The organism is Pigmentiphaga sp. NML030171 (assembly GCF_002188635.1).
In the GTDB taxonomy this organism is placed as follows: domain Bacteria; phylum Pseudomonadota; class Gammaproteobacteria; order Burkholderiales; family Burkholderiaceae_B; genus Pigmentiphaga; species Pigmentiphaga daeguensis.
The window spans coordinates 81205-95792 of the sequence record NZ_NINX01000051.1 but is presented as its reverse complement, the minus strand read 5'-3'; the positions used below and the strand labels follow the sequence as shown (position 1 = coordinate 95792).

The 14588-nt window shown below is 68.1% G+C and carries 14 protein-coding genes; 12 read left to right on the top strand and 2 right to left on the bottom strand.

Annotated features, from left to right (window positions below; genetic code table 11):
- Positions 1 to 43: 43 nt before the first annotated feature.
- Positions 44 to 409 (bottom strand): hypothetical protein, encoded by a 366-nt coding sequence (locus CDO46_RS25485; protein ID WP_087841363.1) that lies wholly within the window; start codon positions 407 to 409, stop codon positions 44 to 46.
- 236 nt (positions 410 to 645) lie between these two features.
- Between CDO46_RS25485 and CDO46_RS25480 the strand changes: the two genes are divergently transcribed.
- From CDO46_RS25480 to CDO46_RS25435, 10 genes are all read left to right on the top strand, one after another.
- Positions 646 to 2277, top strand: a complete 1632-nt coding sequence (locus tag CDO46_RS25480) for a ShlB/FhaC/HecB family hemolysin secretion/activation protein (RefSeq protein WP_087841362.1) — start codon at positions 646 to 648, stop codon at positions 2275 to 2277.
- Between the two features lie 55 nt (positions 2278 to 2332).
- Positions 2333 to 4132 (top strand): DUF2341 domain-containing protein, encoded by a 1800-nt coding sequence (locus CDO46_RS25475; RefSeq protein WP_087841361.1) that lies wholly within the window; start codon positions 2333 to 2335, stop codon positions 4130 to 4132.
- A gap of 14 nt (positions 4133 to 4146) precedes the next feature.
- Positions 4147 to 4557: a biopolymer transporter ExbD gene (locus tag CDO46_RS25470; RefSeq protein ID WP_087781292.1), complete on the top strand. Its 411-nt coding sequence runs from the start codon at positions 4147 to 4149 to the stop codon at positions 4555 to 4557.
- Positions 4558 to 4567: 10 nt separating this feature from the next.
- Positions 4568 to 5284 carry an energy transducer TonB gene (locus tag CDO46_RS25465; protein WP_254914687.1) on the top strand — a complete coding sequence of 239 codons (717 nt, stop codon included), beginning with the start codon at positions 4568 to 4570 and terminating at the stop codon, positions 5282 to 5284.
- 50 nt (positions 5285 to 5334) lie between these two features.
- Entirely contained in the window at positions 5335 to 7161 is a 1827-nt protein-coding gene (locus CDO46_RS25460; RefSeq protein ID WP_087841360.1) for a putative porin, read from the top strand.
- A 10-nt stretch (positions 7162 to 7171) separates the two neighbouring features.
- Complete coding sequence (locus CDO46_RS25455; RefSeq protein WP_087841359.1) at positions 7172 to 7867, top strand: hypothetical protein; 696 nt, start codon at positions 7172 to 7174, stop codon at positions 7865 to 7867.
- Positions 7868 to 8000: 133 nt separating this feature from the next.
- Positions 8001 to 8933: a peptidylprolyl isomerase gene (locus CDO46_RS25450; RefSeq protein WP_087841358.1), complete on the top strand. Its 933-nt coding sequence runs from the start codon at positions 8001 to 8003 to the stop codon at positions 8931 to 8933.
- Between the two features lie 25 nt (positions 8934 to 8958).
- The gene (locus CDO46_RS25445; RefSeq protein ID WP_087841357.1) at positions 8959 to 9471 is read left to right on the top strand and encodes a YbjN domain-containing protein; all 513 of its coding nucleotides are present in this window, start codon (positions 8959 to 8961) and stop codon (positions 9469 to 9471) included.
- 43 nt (positions 9472 to 9514) lie between these two features.
- A complete protein-coding gene (locus CDO46_RS25440; RefSeq protein ID WP_087841356.1) occupies positions 9515 to 9754 on the top strand; it encodes a hypothetical protein in 240 nt (79 codons plus the stop codon).
- A 175-nt stretch (positions 9755 to 9929) separates the two neighbouring features.
- Positions 9930 to 11585, top strand: coding sequence for a tannase/feruloyl esterase family alpha/beta hydrolase (locus tag CDO46_RS25435; protein ID WP_087841355.1), 1656 nt, complete (start codon positions 9930 to 9932; stop codon positions 11583 to 11585).
- Positions 11586 to 11759: 174 nt separating this feature from the next.
- Here CDO46_RS25435 and CDO46_RS25430 read toward each other — a convergent pair whose 3' ends face one another.
- Entirely contained in the window at positions 11760 to 12626 is an 867-nt protein-coding gene (locus tag CDO46_RS25430; protein WP_087841354.1) for a pirin family protein, read from the bottom strand.
- A 116-nt stretch (positions 12627 to 12742) separates the two neighbouring features.
- Between CDO46_RS25430 and CDO46_RS25425 the strand changes: the two genes are divergently transcribed.
- Both CDO46_RS25425 and CDO46_RS25420 read left to right on the top strand, forming a co-directional pair.
- Positions 12743 to 13645: a LysR family transcriptional regulator gene (locus CDO46_RS25425; RefSeq protein WP_087841519.1), complete on the top strand. Its 903-nt coding sequence runs from the start codon at positions 12743 to 12745 to the stop codon at positions 13643 to 13645.
- 11 nt (positions 13646 to 13656) lie between these two features.
- Positions 13657 to 14583 (top strand): LysR family transcriptional regulator, encoded by a 927-nt coding sequence (locus CDO46_RS25420; protein WP_087841353.1) that lies wholly within the window; start codon positions 13657 to 13659, stop codon positions 14581 to 14583.
- The last annotated feature ends 5 nt before the right edge of the window (positions 14584 to 14588 follow it).

Below are 14588 nucleotides of genomic sequence, written 5' to 3'. Positions count from 1 at the left end.
CGGCGCGCGGGTCGGGTTTTCCGGACCGCGCGCCGCTTTTTTATCAGGGCGCGCCGAAGATCGGGCTGCCGTATTGCGGGGTGGGTGGCCGTTGCGGATAGACCGAGGTGCCGAAGGTGTTGCCCATCCGGTTGGCCATGGCCGCGCGGTTGAACAGGCCCAGTTGGTTGGAAGCGCGTTGGACGATGGCTTCGGACGCGAGTTCGGGGCCGCCCTCCATCTTTCCCGGCGCGGGCTTGGGCTGCAGCTTCTGCGTCAGGCATCCATAGGAAGGCGCGCGCTGGCCGTTGACTTCGACATCGAAGCACGACGGTTCGGCGGTGTCGGGAGCGGCCGAGGCGGCGGCGCCCGACACGAGGGCGCAGGCGAGGGTGGCGAGGGACAGGATCAGGGGGCGGTTCAGGTTCATGGCGTTCTCCTGGTAGCCAGCGTAGCACCCAGCATCGATTCCCTCTACCTCGCCGCGGCGCCATTCGCGGGAGATCGCCGGCCGCCGATTTTCTTCATGAACTTTTCATGACAAACGACAGTCCGGGGCCGCCCCGTCCGTCTAAGCAAAAGAACGACCCGGACCCCGTGCCGCTTCCGGCATGACGCCGGGAGGGGATGCCGCGAAGGCTACTACTTGAGAAACGAATTCGACACATGCATGAGCTGAGAAAGAACGGACCGTCGGCGGCATGGCGGGCCCTTTGCGTGGTGGCTCTCTCGCTGGGCACGCCTGCCCTGGCGCCGGCCCAGGAGCAGGGCGCGGCGCCGTCGGCCGACACGCCCAGCGGGGCTGAGCGCCGCGTGGACATCAACGAGTACATCGTGCGTGGCAACACGGTGCTGGACGTACGATCCATCGAGAAGGCGGTGACGCCTTTCCTCGGGCCGGGCCGTACGCTCAAGGACATGGAAGGCGCGCGCGACGCGCTGTTGTCCGCCTACCAGTCCAAGGGCTACCAATCCGTCTATGTCGACCTGCCGGAGCAACAGGTCGTGGCCGGCATCGTCTATCTGCAGGTTTCCGAGACCAAGGTGGGGCGCGTCCGCGTCGTGGGCGCCGAGTATTCGTCGCCGCTCGAGGTGCGGGACCAGGTGCCGGCGCTGGCCGAAGGCCAGGTCCCCGATTTCAACAAGGCGCAAGCCCAGTTGACCGAATTGAACCGGGCCGGCCGCCGGCAGGTGATGCCCCTGGTCCGGCAGGGCAAGCTGCCCGGGACGATGGATGTGGACCTGAAGGTGGAGGACAACAGCCCGTGGCGCGCCAGCGCGGGCCTGAACAACGACCGCAGCCCGGACACCAAGTCGCTGCGGGCCACGGCCTCCATCGGGCACGACAATTTGTGGCAGATGGGGCACAGCGCGTCGCTCAGCTTCTTCGGCGCGCCGCAGGACCTGGACCAGACCAAGGTGTGGTCCGGTTCGTACGTCGCGCCGCTGCGCGATACGAACTGGAGCCTCGAGGCGTCGGGCTACGTCTCGGACAGCAACGTCTCGACCGTGGGCGGTACCTCGGTGCTGGGCAAGGGCCATGCCATCGGCCTGAAGGCCACCTACACCGTTCCCAACGCGGGCGAGTGGTGGCACGCCTTCAGCGCGGGCATCGACTTCAAGAGCAATAAGGAACAATTGCGCCTGGGCGCCACCGGCGACGAGGTCCCGCTCAAGTACGCGCCGGTCACGCTGTCGTATTCGGGGTTCCGCCAGACCGAGCGTGGCCAGTACGCGCTGGGCATGTCGTTCGTGACCGGCACCCGCAGCCTGTTCGGCTACGGCAGCAATTGGCAGGAATTCAACTACAAGCGCTACAAGGCCAAGCCTGGCTTCATGGTGCTGAAGGCCGACGTCAACGCGACCTACAACTTCGCCGGCGAATCCCAGCTGGGATTCAGGCTGGCCGGACAGATGACCGATTCGCCGCTGGTGTCGGGCGAGCAGATCGCCGCCGGCGGCATGAACTCCGTGCGCGGCTACATGTCGGCCGAATCCACCGGCGACTACGGCCTGGTCGGTTCGGTCGAGTGGCGCACCAAACCCCTGCAGTGGGCCGGAACCTGGGTCGAGAACTGGCGCGCGTACGCGTTCCTGGATGCCGCCCAGCTTCGCCTGCAGGACCCGCTGCCGGAGCAGCAGTCGCGCTTCACGCTGGCCTCGGTGGGGATCGGAACCAGTTTCCGCATCGGCCAGCGCGTGTCCGGCCGGCTGGATTTCGGCTATCCGCTCAGGGACGGCCCCCGCACGGAAAAGCACGATCCGCGCGTGACCTTCAGCATCAACGCCAGTTATTGATCATCGCCACTCGCTTCCATTCATGTCTTTCAGAAAAGATCCCGGAGAGTTTTCCATGCGACGCATTCTGCTTCTCGCGCTCACGATGCTGAGCGCGGTCCTGCCCGGCCTGGCGCAGGCCTGGTGGCAGCCCGACTGGGCCTACCGCAAGCCCATCACCATCGACGCCACGCCGCAGGGCGCCGCCCTGGGCGGCGAGGCCGGCCGCACCCCCGTGCTGGTCCGCCTGCATACCGGCAACTTCAGTTTCGAGGGCGTGGGCGAGAACGGCGCCGACCTGCGCTTCGTCGCGGGCGACGACAAGACCGTGCTCAACCACCAGGTCGAGCAATTCGATCCCTTGCTGGGTATCGCGCTGATCTGGGTCGACGTACCCAACGTCTCGGCCGGCGCCGCGCAGCAGCTGTGGATGTACTACGGCAATCCGAAGGCGCCGGCCTCGGCCAATGGCCAGCTGACTTTCGATCCGGACTACACGCTGGTCTACCACTTCGCCGAGGCCAACGTGCCGGCGCGCGACACCACCGCCTACGGCAACCATGCGCAGACCGCCGTGGTCAGTGTCGACGGCACTGTCATCGGCAAGGGTGCCCAGCTAGGCGTCGCGCCGCTCATGTTGCCGGCTTCGCCGTCGCTGTCGCTGCAGGCCGGCGCGCCTTTCACGTTCTCCGCCTGGGTGCGTCCCGACCAGCTCGGCGCCGAGCAGGCTCTTTACGTCCGCCGCGAAGGCGCCAGCGAATTCATCGTGGGCGTGGATCAGGGGGTGCCGTTCGTACAGGTCAATGGCCGGCGCAGCGCCCCCGGCCAGCCGATCCAGGCAGGCCAGTGGTCGCACATCGCGGTCAAGGCCGATGCCGGCAATGTCGTGCTGTTCGTCGCGGGCCGACAGGCCGCGGCTATCGCCGCCAGCCTACCCGCGTTCAACGCCTCGGCCGCGGTCGGCGGCGACATCGCCCGCTCCGCGGCGCCCGGCCAGGCGGCTTCCGGCCAGGCGCTGGCGCCGTTCACCGGTGCCATCGATGAACTGCGCCTGTCCAAGGCTGCCCGTCCCGACGCGCTGATCCTGGCCGACGCGATCTCGCAGGGCGCCGATTCGCGCCTGACGGCGTTCGGCGCCGACGAGCAGCAGGCAGGCAAGAGCCACTTCGGTTTCATCCTGGCCGCCATGCCGCTGGATGCCTGGGTGGTCGTGGCCATCCTGGGCCTGATGATGCTGGTCTCTTGGGCCATCATGATCGGCAAGGGTCGCAGCTATGGCGCCATGTCGCGCGCCAACGGCTCGTTCATGGCTTTCTTCCGCGAGGCGGCCGGCGCGCCGCTCGACAGCCTGGCCAACAGCAATCGCGTGCCGGAAGACGTCAAGCAGGATTCGTCGCTGTGGCGCCTGTATGAAGTGGCGATCGAGGAAATGCGTCGCCGCCAGGAACGCGGCTACGACATCAACGCCGTGTCGGATGCCACCATCGGCGCCATCCGCGCCGCGATGGACGGCGTGATGGTGCGCGAGAACGAACGCATGTCCAAGCGCATGAACTGGCTCTCGACCACCATCGAAGGCGCGCCTTACGTGGGCCTGTTCGGCACGGTGATCGGGATCATGCTGGTGTTCGTGGTCGCGGCCATGGCGGGCGCGGTCGACATCAACTCCGTCGCGCCGGGCATGGCGGCCGCGCTCTTGTGTACCGCGGCCGGCCTGGGCGTCGCGATCCCCGCGCTGTTCGGCTACAACTGGCTGGCCTCGCGTTCGGAAGCCATCGGCGCCGACATGGCCGTGTTCGTGGATGAGTTCTCCACGCGCCTGGCCGAAGAGCAGGGCGCGGGCCGCCAGGTCCGCCCCGCCTTGCAGCGCGCTTGACGGAGCGGGCGACCATGGCAACCGCAGTCAAGTTCGGCACCAAGAAGCGTGCCAACGGCATCAACATCACGCCCTTCGTCGACGTGCTGCTGGTGGTGCTGGTCATCTTCATCCTGACCAGCAACGCCAGCATCCCGGGCATCCGCGTGGACCTGCCCAAGGCGAGCGCCTCGGTCCCGCTGGAAAAGCCCAAGACCAAGGCCATCACCATCGACAACGCCGGCCAGGTGTTCCTGGATGCCTATCCGGTCACGCTGCCCGAACTGGAAGAGCGGTTGCGCACGGAGAAGGCGCTGTCGCCCGACTTCCCGGTGATCGTCCGCGGCGATGCCTCGGTCCAGTACGCGAAGGTGGTCGAAGTGCTCGACCTGCTGCGCCGGATCGAGCTCAACCAGGTCGGCCTGGTGACGGGCAAGCCGGCCTGAGGAGAGCAATGTGACCAGTCGTGATCCCGTCTCTCGCCCGGCCTCGCCAGGCAGCCGCCTGTGGCGGCGCTGGGGCGGGCTCGTCATCGGGTTGGGCGTGGCGGCCATTCTTGCCGGGTTGCTGTGGTATCTGCTTGCCGATACCGCCAGTACCAAGCGCGAAGTGGCGGCAACCCCGATGCTGATGCTGCCCCCGCCGCCTCCGCCGCCACCCGAGCCGGAAAAATTGCCCGAGCCTGAACCGGAGATCAAGCCGGAAGTCGTCGAGCCCGAGCCCACGCCCATCGAACCGCTGGATGCGCCGCCGGAAGACGCGCCGCCGAGCCCGTCGCAGGACCTGGGCGATCCCGTCACCATCGACGGCGCCGCCCAGGCCGGCTCGGATGCTTTCGGCGTGGCGGCCGGCCGCGGTGGCGGATCCTCGGGAGCGGGGCGCGGAGGGCTCGGCAATGCCGCCTATTCCTCCTACTACTCGAATGCCTTGCAGCGGTTGCTGGGGCGTGACCCGCGTACGCGCAACCTGGCGTTCCAGGATATACGCATTGACTTCTGGTTGACCGCGGATGGCCAGGTGGCGAAGGTCCAACTGGTGAAGAGCAGCGGCGATCCCGAGGTCGACAAGGCTGTTCTGGACGTCGTGCGCGAAGGAGACATCTCCGACGAGCGGCCCCCCGCCTCGATGCGTTATCCGATGCGGCTCACCATGAAGGGACAGCGTCCGTCATGAGTGCGTCGCCACAACCCCATCCGTTTCCACCCCATTCCGTGAATTCGCTCATGAATCAATCGACAGCATCCGATCGCCGCGCGACCCGCGGCAGCCACAGCCGGGCGCAGCGGCCGGCCGCGCAAGCGACGCACGGCCGCCCCGGCCTCCGAGCCATCGCCGCCGCCGTTGCCTCGGTCGTCGGGCTGCTGGGAACCGTCCCGGCCCAGGCCCAGACCGCAGCGCCCAATGAAAGCGCGATGGTCCGCCTGATCCGCGGCCTGATCCAGAGCGGCGCCCTGGCCAAGGACGTGGGCGAGGCGCTGCTGGCGCAGGCCCAGACCGAGGCGCTTGCCGCGCAGCAGGCGCAGCGCCAGGCGGCGACCGCCGCCACGGCCGGCGCCGCCGGCGGCGCGCTGCGTCCCGAGCCGGGCGACGTACGCGTCCCGTACATTCCCGAGACCGTGCGCGACCAGATCCGCGACGAGATCAAGGGCCAGGTCATGGCCCAGGCCAAGTCCGAGGGCTGGGCGGCCCCCAACGAGACGCCCGAGTGGACCAAGCGCATCCGCATCGAGGGCGACATGCGCGTGCGCAACGAATCGCGCTTCTATTCGGACGGCAACAGCAACATCGAGGTGGACTGGGCCGCGATCAACCGGGGCAGCGGCTATGACGTCAACGGCAACACCAATCTGTCGCTGCCCAACACCATCAACACCCGCGAGAACCGCAAGAACGTGTTCCGCGCCCGAGCCCGGCTGGGCGTCTACGCCGACCTCTCGGACCGGACCGAAGTGGGCGTGAGGCTGGCCACCGGCAGCGACGAAAGCCCGGTGTCGACCACCCAGACACTGGGGGGCGGCCTGGGCAAGAAGAACGTCTGGCTGGACCAGGCCTACCTGGCGCACAAGCCGCTCGACTGGCTGACGGTGGTGGGCGGCCGTTTCGGCAATCCCTTCTTTTCGTCCGACACCCTGTTCTCGTCGGACCTGAATTTCGATGGCCTGGCGGTGAAGGCCGAGCGGCCGTTCGCGGCGAATCCGGACGTGTCGCTGTTCGGCAGCCTGGGCCTGATTCCGCTGGAGTATTCATCGGACAGCTTCCCGGGCACCAGCCAGGACAAGGCGCGCAGCCACAACAAGTGGCTGATCGGCGCGCAGATCGGTTCGAACTGGAAGGTGAACGAGGACAACCGCCTGCGCGGCGCGGTGGCGTACTACGACTTCCGCAACATCAGCGGCAAGGTGTCGCAGCCCTGCGCCCTGTATGCCGGCGCCGACCATTGCAGCACCGACTGGTCGCGTCCCGCCTTCATGCAGAAGGGCAACACGCTGATGCTGTTGCGCAATATCTCGCTCGATCCGCTGGATCCCGCCAACACGAAGATGCCGCAATACGTCGGACTGGCGTCCAAGTTCCAGTTGCTGGACCTGAACTTGCGCTGGGACACCAAGGTCGCCGGCGGCTACGGACTCAGGCTGGATGCGAACTACATCCGCAACCTGGCCTATGACGCCGACGAAATGTGGACCCGCTCGGGCGGCGGCATCGTCAACAACTTCGGCGGCACGGGCGGCACCGGGCGTTCGGACTTCAGGAGCGGCGCCAACGCCTACATGCTGCAGGTCACGTTCGGCAAGCCCGCGCCGGTCGCGCGCGGCGACTGGAACCTGCTGGCCGGCTACAAGCGCATCGAGCCCGATGCCCTGCCGGACGCCTACAACGATTCGTCCTTCCACCTGGGGGGAACGAACGCCAAGGGCTACTACGTGGGCGGTTCGTACGCCATCGACAAGAACACCTGGTTCACCGGCCGCTGGATGTCGACCAAGGAAGTCTACGGCGCGCCGTTCTCCGTCGACATGCTGCAGGTCGAGTTCAACGCCCGCTTCTAAGGAGAACGACGTGCATTTCGCATCCATAGTGCCGTCGGCGGCCGCAGGGCGCCGCGCCGCCTGCGCGGCGGCGCTGCTGCTCGCCGCCGCCGGCGGCGTCCAGGCCCAGCAGGCACCAAGCATGGAGGAACGTTTGCGGGCCCAGCTGCGCATCACGACCTCCCAGCTCCAGCAGGCGCAGAACGAACTGGCTGCGCTCAAGGCCGGCCAGGGGCCCGCCGCGGCGCCGGCCAAGTCCGACGAACTGGCGGCGATGAAGGAGGAACTGTCGCGCGCCAAGGCCCAACTGGCGGCCGAGCGCGAGTCGCGGCAGAAGGCTCGCGATGACAGCGTGCAGCTCAAGGAACAGGCCGAGGCCGCCCTGGAGAAGGCGGGCGCTCAGGTCGCCCAGTACCGCAACGCCTACGACGAACTGCTGAAGATGGCCCGGGCATCGGAGGCCGAACGCCAGCGCCTGGCGTCGGAGACGTCGGCGCAGCGCACCGCGATCGGCCAGTGCGAGGCGAAGAACGCCCAGCTGTATGCCGTGGGCAAGGATATCCTCCACGCCTACGAAACCATGGATGTCGGCACCGTGCTGGCCGCGCGCCAGCCGTTCGCGGGCGCCGCGCGGGTCAGGCTGGACGAGACGGCCCAGCAGTTCGGCGACAAGCTGTACGAGGGCCGGTTCGACGCCCGTGGCGCGGCATCCGCCGCGGCGCAGTAGCCCGGGCGCGGTGCGGGTGCTGGTGTCGGCCGAGGTGGTCTTGTCACATTGTTTCGCTGCAATAGGGCACACCGGCCGCCACGGCACCGTCATCACCGCGTAGCAGTCACGATCAGAGAAGGAAGTCGAAGTCATGAAACTCAAGCAGAACCCCTCCACGCACTCCATGCCGGCCGTCCTGGCGGCCTTGTTCGCCGCCTGGCTGAGCGTCGCCGCCACGGCTCACGCAGCGGACAGCGGCGCTGCGGTCGCCAGCGTGGGCAGCGTCTCGATCAGGCAACAGGAGGTCGAGCAGCTCCTGCGCGGCATGCCCGATGCCGAGCGCGATGCCGTCAAGGGCAATCGCGCCGGTCTCGAGAACTGGCTGCGCCAGCGCCTGGCCAGCGAGGCGCTGCTCAAGGAGGCCCAGGCCAAGGGCTGGGACAAGCGCACGGAAATCAAGACGCGCGTGGACGCGGCGGTACGCGAGGTCACGGATCGCATCGTCGCCACCTCGTACCTGGATTCGGTCGCGCAGCTTCCCGAAGGCTATCCCTCGGAGGCCGACGTGCGCGCCGCCTACGAACGCGCCAAGGAGGGCTTCCAGCTTCCCGCCGCCTATCACGTAGCCCAGATCTTCCTGGCGGCGCCGGCCGACGACGGCGCTGCGGTGGCCAAGGCCCGCGCACAGGCGCAGGATCTGGCGGCCCAGGCCCGCCGCGGCGATTTCGCCGAACTGGCGCGCAAGCATTCGCAGGACGAGCGCTCGGCGGCGCGCGGCGGCGACGTCGGAACCCTGCCCCTGGCGCAGTTGCTGCCCGAGGTGCGAGAACCCGTTTCCCGGCTGCAGCCCGGCCAGGTGAGCGAGCCGGTCCAGTCCCAGGCAGGAATACATGTACTCAAGCTGCTCGACTCGCAGGCGCCGCGCACCGCGACCCTGGACGAGGTCAGGCCGCGCCTGCAACAGGTGCTGCGGCAGCAGCGCAAGCAGGAACTGATCGAGGCCTACATGGCCAGGCTGGCACCGGCCGGCTCGGTCAAGATCGACAGCGCGGCGCTGGATGCCGCGATGAGCAAGGCCAACTGAACATCATTCATCATCAGGACAGAACATGAGCAAGAACGATAACCAAGCCGCCGTGGAAACCACCGCAGCCCCGGTGCTGACTGTCGTCGGCGCGGACCAGGTGGCCGAAGCCATCAAGGCCGCCGGCTGCGCCGTGACCCCGATCGAACAGGATGGCGTGGTCCGCCTGCACAGCGCCAGTCACGGTGTCGGCTTCCAGGTGCTCTGGGGCAACGCCCAGGCCAAGGACCAGTACGCCGATTTCACCTTCAGCTGCCCGCTGCGGGTACAGGGCGGCGAACTTCCGGCCGGCCTGCTGACCGAATGGCATCGCACCAAGCGCTTCGCACGCGTTTCCCAGCATGGCGATTTCGTCGTGCTGGAGATGGACGTGGTGGCGGCCGGCGGCGTGTCGCCCAACCACCTGGCCGTCGCGGCGCAGATCTGGACGCAGATGATGGGCCAGTTCTTCCTCTACCTGCGCAATTTCCGCGCCGAAGAGGGGCAGCAGGCCGGAATCGGCGAGGCCGAGAACGCGCCCGCCATCGCGACGGCTTGACGCAGCGCAGCCGCCGGATCGCTGGGTGACACGGGAGAAGCACATGCAGGAGACGATCGCTGTCCGCCATGACGCCGAAGGCGCGGCGCAGGAAGCCATCCAGCGGCGATTGAACGCGACGGCGCGTCAGCTGGAGCGGACGCGGCGTGTGGAGACCGCTCGCATCCGGCAGCGCGAGCGGCTGCTGCGCATGCTGGCGGAGTCCATGGCGGAGCTCGGTATCTCGGGCGCGGAGCTCCAGGCCGCGCGCCGCGCCTACAAGCAGGCGACGGACAAGAAGTAGCAGGAGCGGGCCGGTCGGGCCCGCTTTCACGGATCCGGCCTTGATACAAAGTAAGGTGACTTGATTATTTACTTTGTTAATCAATTGAGGCATCTTTGCCGGACGCGCGCCATGGCTCGTGTCCGGGCTGGTGGGTGCGCGAGAACGACAAGAAACTCGCATCCGGGGGAGATCCATGAAGATCCGTCACGTCCCGCTCTCCGCATTCCTGTTCGCCGCCCTGGCGGCCTGCGGCGGCAGCGATGACCCCGCACCCACGCCATCCGACCCCGGTCCGGGGCCGTCCGCCGCCCAGTCGTGCAGCGACCTGAACGGCAGGATGATCGCCAAGGCCGAGATCGGCAAGCCGACCTCGGGCGCCGTGGTGCAGTCGGCCACGCTGGTCAAGGCCGATGCCGAGGGCAACGCCAACGGCGAATACTGCGCCGTGCGCGGCATCGTCATGCCGGTCGATCCGGCCGCGCCCAACCTGGAGTTCCAGGTGAACCTTCCCACGGCCTGGAACAAGCGCGCGCTGCAACTGGGCGGCGGGGCGTTCAACGGTTCGCTGGTGACGGGACTGGGCAAGTATCCGCTGCAGCCGGCCGATTCCAAGGCGCCGCTGGCGCAGGGCTACGTGACCCTGGGCAGCGACGGCGGTCACAAGTCCAGCGCGGGCTTCGATGCCTCGTTCGCGCTGAACGCCGAGTCGCTGATGAACTTCGGCCAGTTGTCCATCAAGAAGACGCACGACGTGGCGATGGCGCTGATCAAGGCCCGCTACGGCGCCGCGCCCGAGCGCTTCTATTTCATCGGCGCTTCGCAGGGCGGCCACGAGGCGCTGGACGCCGCGGCGCGCTATCCCGACGACTATGACGGCGTGGTGTCGAACTACCCGGCCTACAACGTGACCATGCTGCACCTGGGGTCCCTGAACGCGGGCCGCGCCATGTACGGCAACGGCGGCGCCAACTGGATGAACGCGGCCAAGGTCAAGCTCCTGACCGATGCCGTCTATGCCGCCTGCGATCCGCTGGACGGCCTGAAGGACGGCGTCATCAGCAACGTGGCCGGTTGCGACGCGGCGTTCGGCATCGCCGGCGTGCGCGCCACGCTGCGCTGCGCGGGGGGCGGCGACATGGGCGACACCTGCCTGTCCGACGCGCAGATAGCGGGCGTGGAGACGATCGCTTCGCCCTACAAGCCAGGCGTGGAAATCGCCGGCATGACCCAGTTCGAACGCTGGCCGATACTGGAAGGCGCGCTGTTCAACGTGTCGTCCTATGGCACCGTTCCCCAGCCCTCCAACCCGCTGTCGGGCAAGGAGGCGCTGCTGTACTCGGTCGGCGCGGCCACGACCAAGTACATCATCACCCGCGACGTCAACTTCGATCCCATGACGCTCGATCCCAAGACCTACGAGACGCGCATCAAGGAGGTGGGCGGCATCATGGACGTGTCCGACGTCGACCTGGGGCCGTTCATCCAGAAGGGCGGCAAGCTGATCATGATCCACGGCACCGCCGACGACTTCATCACGCCGCACAATTCCATCGTCTATTGGAACAAGCTGGTGGCGGGCAAGGGCCAGTCCACGGTCGACGGGTTCGCGCGCTTCTACGTGGTGCCCGGCCTGGGACATGGCTTCGGGCCGTTCAATGCGACCTACGACGCGCTGGGGGCATTGACCGGCTGGGTCGAGCGGGGAGCCGCGCCGGGCGTGTTGACCGCCATCGATGCCAACCCGGGCGCGGCCCGGACGCGGCCGATGTGCCGGTTCCCGGGATGGCCTAAGTACAAGGGCGAAGGGCCGGTCGGCGACGCGGCAAGCTTCGCCTGCGTGACGGAGTAGGAGAGGGCGCGGGCCGGGGCGCCTTGTGGGCGACCCTGCCCGCCCGCTTACTTCGACGGATTCAGCGTGTTGTAGCTGGTGATCAGGTTGCGCCGGCGATGATGAGCTGCTTTTTGCCGGGGGCAAGCGAAGGCTGCCCCGCGGGCAGGGGCCGGGAGCGGCGCTCCCGGGAAGTCAGGCCGCGGCGCGCTCGAAGCGCCCGGCGTTGTAGTCGTCGATGGCCTGCTGGATCTCGGCCTGCGTGTTCATGACGAAGGGACCATAGCCCACGACCGGTTCGTCGATGGGTTCGCCCGCCAGCCACAGCACGACGGCATCATTGTTGGCCTCCAGCGTGACACCGGTGCCATCGCGCTCGAAGTGGACGAGCTGTCCTTCGCGCGCCACGGTCTCGCCGTTCACCAGCACCGTCCCGCGCAGCACGACCAGCGCCAAGGTGTGGCCAGGCGTGCCGTCGAAGCGGGCGTGGCCGCCCTGCGCCAGGCGGATGTCCCACATGTCGATGGGCGTATGGGTCCGGGCCGGGCCCTTGCCGCCGCCGTATTCCCCGGCGATCACCCGCACGCGGCCGGCGCCGTCGGGCAGGTCGATCGAGGGAATCTGCGCGTCGAGCAGGGTCTGGTAGCCCGGTTCGCTCATCTTGTCCCGCGCGGGCAGGTTGACCCACAGCTGCACCATTTCCATGGTGCCGCCGCGCTCGGTGAAGGCGCGCGAGTGGAATTCCTCGTGCAGGATACCGCCGGCCGCGGTCATCCACTGCACGTCGCCCGGGCCGATCAGGCCGCCGGCGCCGGTGGAGTCGCGATGCTCGACCTCGCCCTGGTAGACGACCGTGACGGTCTCGAACCCCCGGTGCGGATGGCGGCCCACCCCGCGCGGACGGGCGGCGGGCGGAAAGGATGTGGGGGCGGCATGGTCCAGCAGCAGGAACGGGCTGAGGTGGCGGCCCAGGCCGTCGTAGCCGAACAGCGAGCGCACGGGAAACCCGTCGCCCACCCAATGGGGCCGGGGAGCGCTGTAGACGCCGAGGATTTTCTTCATGCCGATCTCCTGGTAGGAACCGTGGTAACGGTCGATGTAGACATGATATGGACGGGACGAAACGCCCGGTAGGTGGCAGAATTCGCATGGAGCGTTCTATTTAAGGAACGATGGACATGCAGGATCTCAACGATCTCTATTACTACGTGCAGGTGGTGGACCACGGCGGTTTCGCCCCGGCCGGGCGCGCCCTGGGCATACCCAAGTCCAAGCTCAGCCGCCGCATCGCGCTGCTGGAGGAACGCCTGGGGGCCCGGCTCATCCAGCGCTCGACCCGCCGCTTCGCGGTGACGGAGATCGGCCAGACCTACTACGGCCATTGCAAGGCCATGCTGGTGGAGGCCGAGGCCGCCGACGAGGCCATCGCCGTGATGCATGCCGAGCCGCGAGGCACCGTGCGCATGTCATGCCCGGTAGCGCTGCTGGATGCGCGGGTGGCCGACATGGTGGCCGAATTCATGGTTGCCCATCCCCGCGTGGAAGTTCATCTGGAGGAGACCAACCGGCGGGTGGACGTGGTGGGAGAGGGCCTGGACATCGCCTTGCGGGTGCGGCCGCCGCCGCTCGAGGACAGCGGGCTGGTCATGCGGGTGCTGGCGAACCGCGGGCAGTACCTGGTGGCATGCCCGGAGCTGCTCAGGAACGGCATCCCTCGCGTGCCGGCGGATCTCGCGGACCTGCCCAGCATGGCGCTGGGCGTGCCGCAGCAGGAGTATGTCTGGAACCTGATCGGACCCGACGGCGCGCATGCCGCCGTGCGTCACCACCCGCGGCTGATCACGCGCGGCATGCCGGCGCTGCGCGCGGCCGCCGTGGCGGGCGTCGGCGTGGTGCAATTGCCGGCGATGATGGTACGCGACGAGCTGGTCAGCGGCGAACTGGTGCACGTCATTCCCGGCTGGGCGCCGCCGCGCGAGATCATCCATGCGGTATTCGCATCGCGGCGCGGCCTGTTGCCTGCCGTGCGGGCCCTGGTCGAGCACCTGGCCGACCGGTTCGCGGAACTGGACGAAGACTGAGGCCCCCCGACATGGACGACGATCGCAAGGGCGCGGACGCCAGGAGTTTCCCCGACTACCGCCAGATCAGCATATTCACCGCCTTGTACGAGGTCGCGAGCATCGCGCGCGTGGCCGCGCGCCTGGGGATGAATCCTTCCACCGTCAGCATGGCGCTGGCCCGGCTGCGCGAGATCTACCAGGACGACCTGTTCGTGCGCAGCGCCGTCGGCATGATCCCGACCATCAAGGCGGAATCCATCTATCCGGGCCTGAAGCAGGCCCAGCAGCTGTTGCAGGCCAGCGCACTGGAGGGCGATGCCTTCGATCCCGCGGTGGCGACCCGCCACTTCCGGGTGGCGATGAGCGAAATCGGCGTCTATGTGCTGATGCCCGGGCTACGCTCGTTGCTGGCGGGCGAGGCGCCGGGCGTCAGCCTGGAACAGATCGAGATCACCGCCGATACCCCCTGGCACCTGGAGTCAGGCACACTGGACCTGGTGCTGGGCCATGTGCCGACCATGGGCAAATCGGTCATCCGCCAGCGGCTGTATCGCGAGCACTATGTCTGCCTGGGGCGCGCCAGCCATCCGGCGCTCCGGGCCGGCATGCCGGTGGAGGACTTCCTGCGGCTGCCGCACCTGTCGGTGGCCAGCCGGGGCCGCAACCGGCGGCGCTGGGAGGATCATGCGGCCGAGAAGCTGGGCGCGCGGCCCAACATCCGGTTGGAGCAATCGAGTTTCGCCGGCATCGAGCACCTGCTGGCCGACAGCGACCTGGTGGCCGTGGTGCCGGCCCGCCTGAGCCGTGCATTGATGCGCTTCGCGCCGCTGATGGCGGTGGACCTGCCGTTCGAGTCGCCCAGCTACGTGGTCCACCAGCATTGGCATTCCCGGCACAGGAAGGATGCCGGGGCGACCTGGCTCAGGAAGGCGCTGGCCCGCATCGCGCAGGGCTGAGCGCC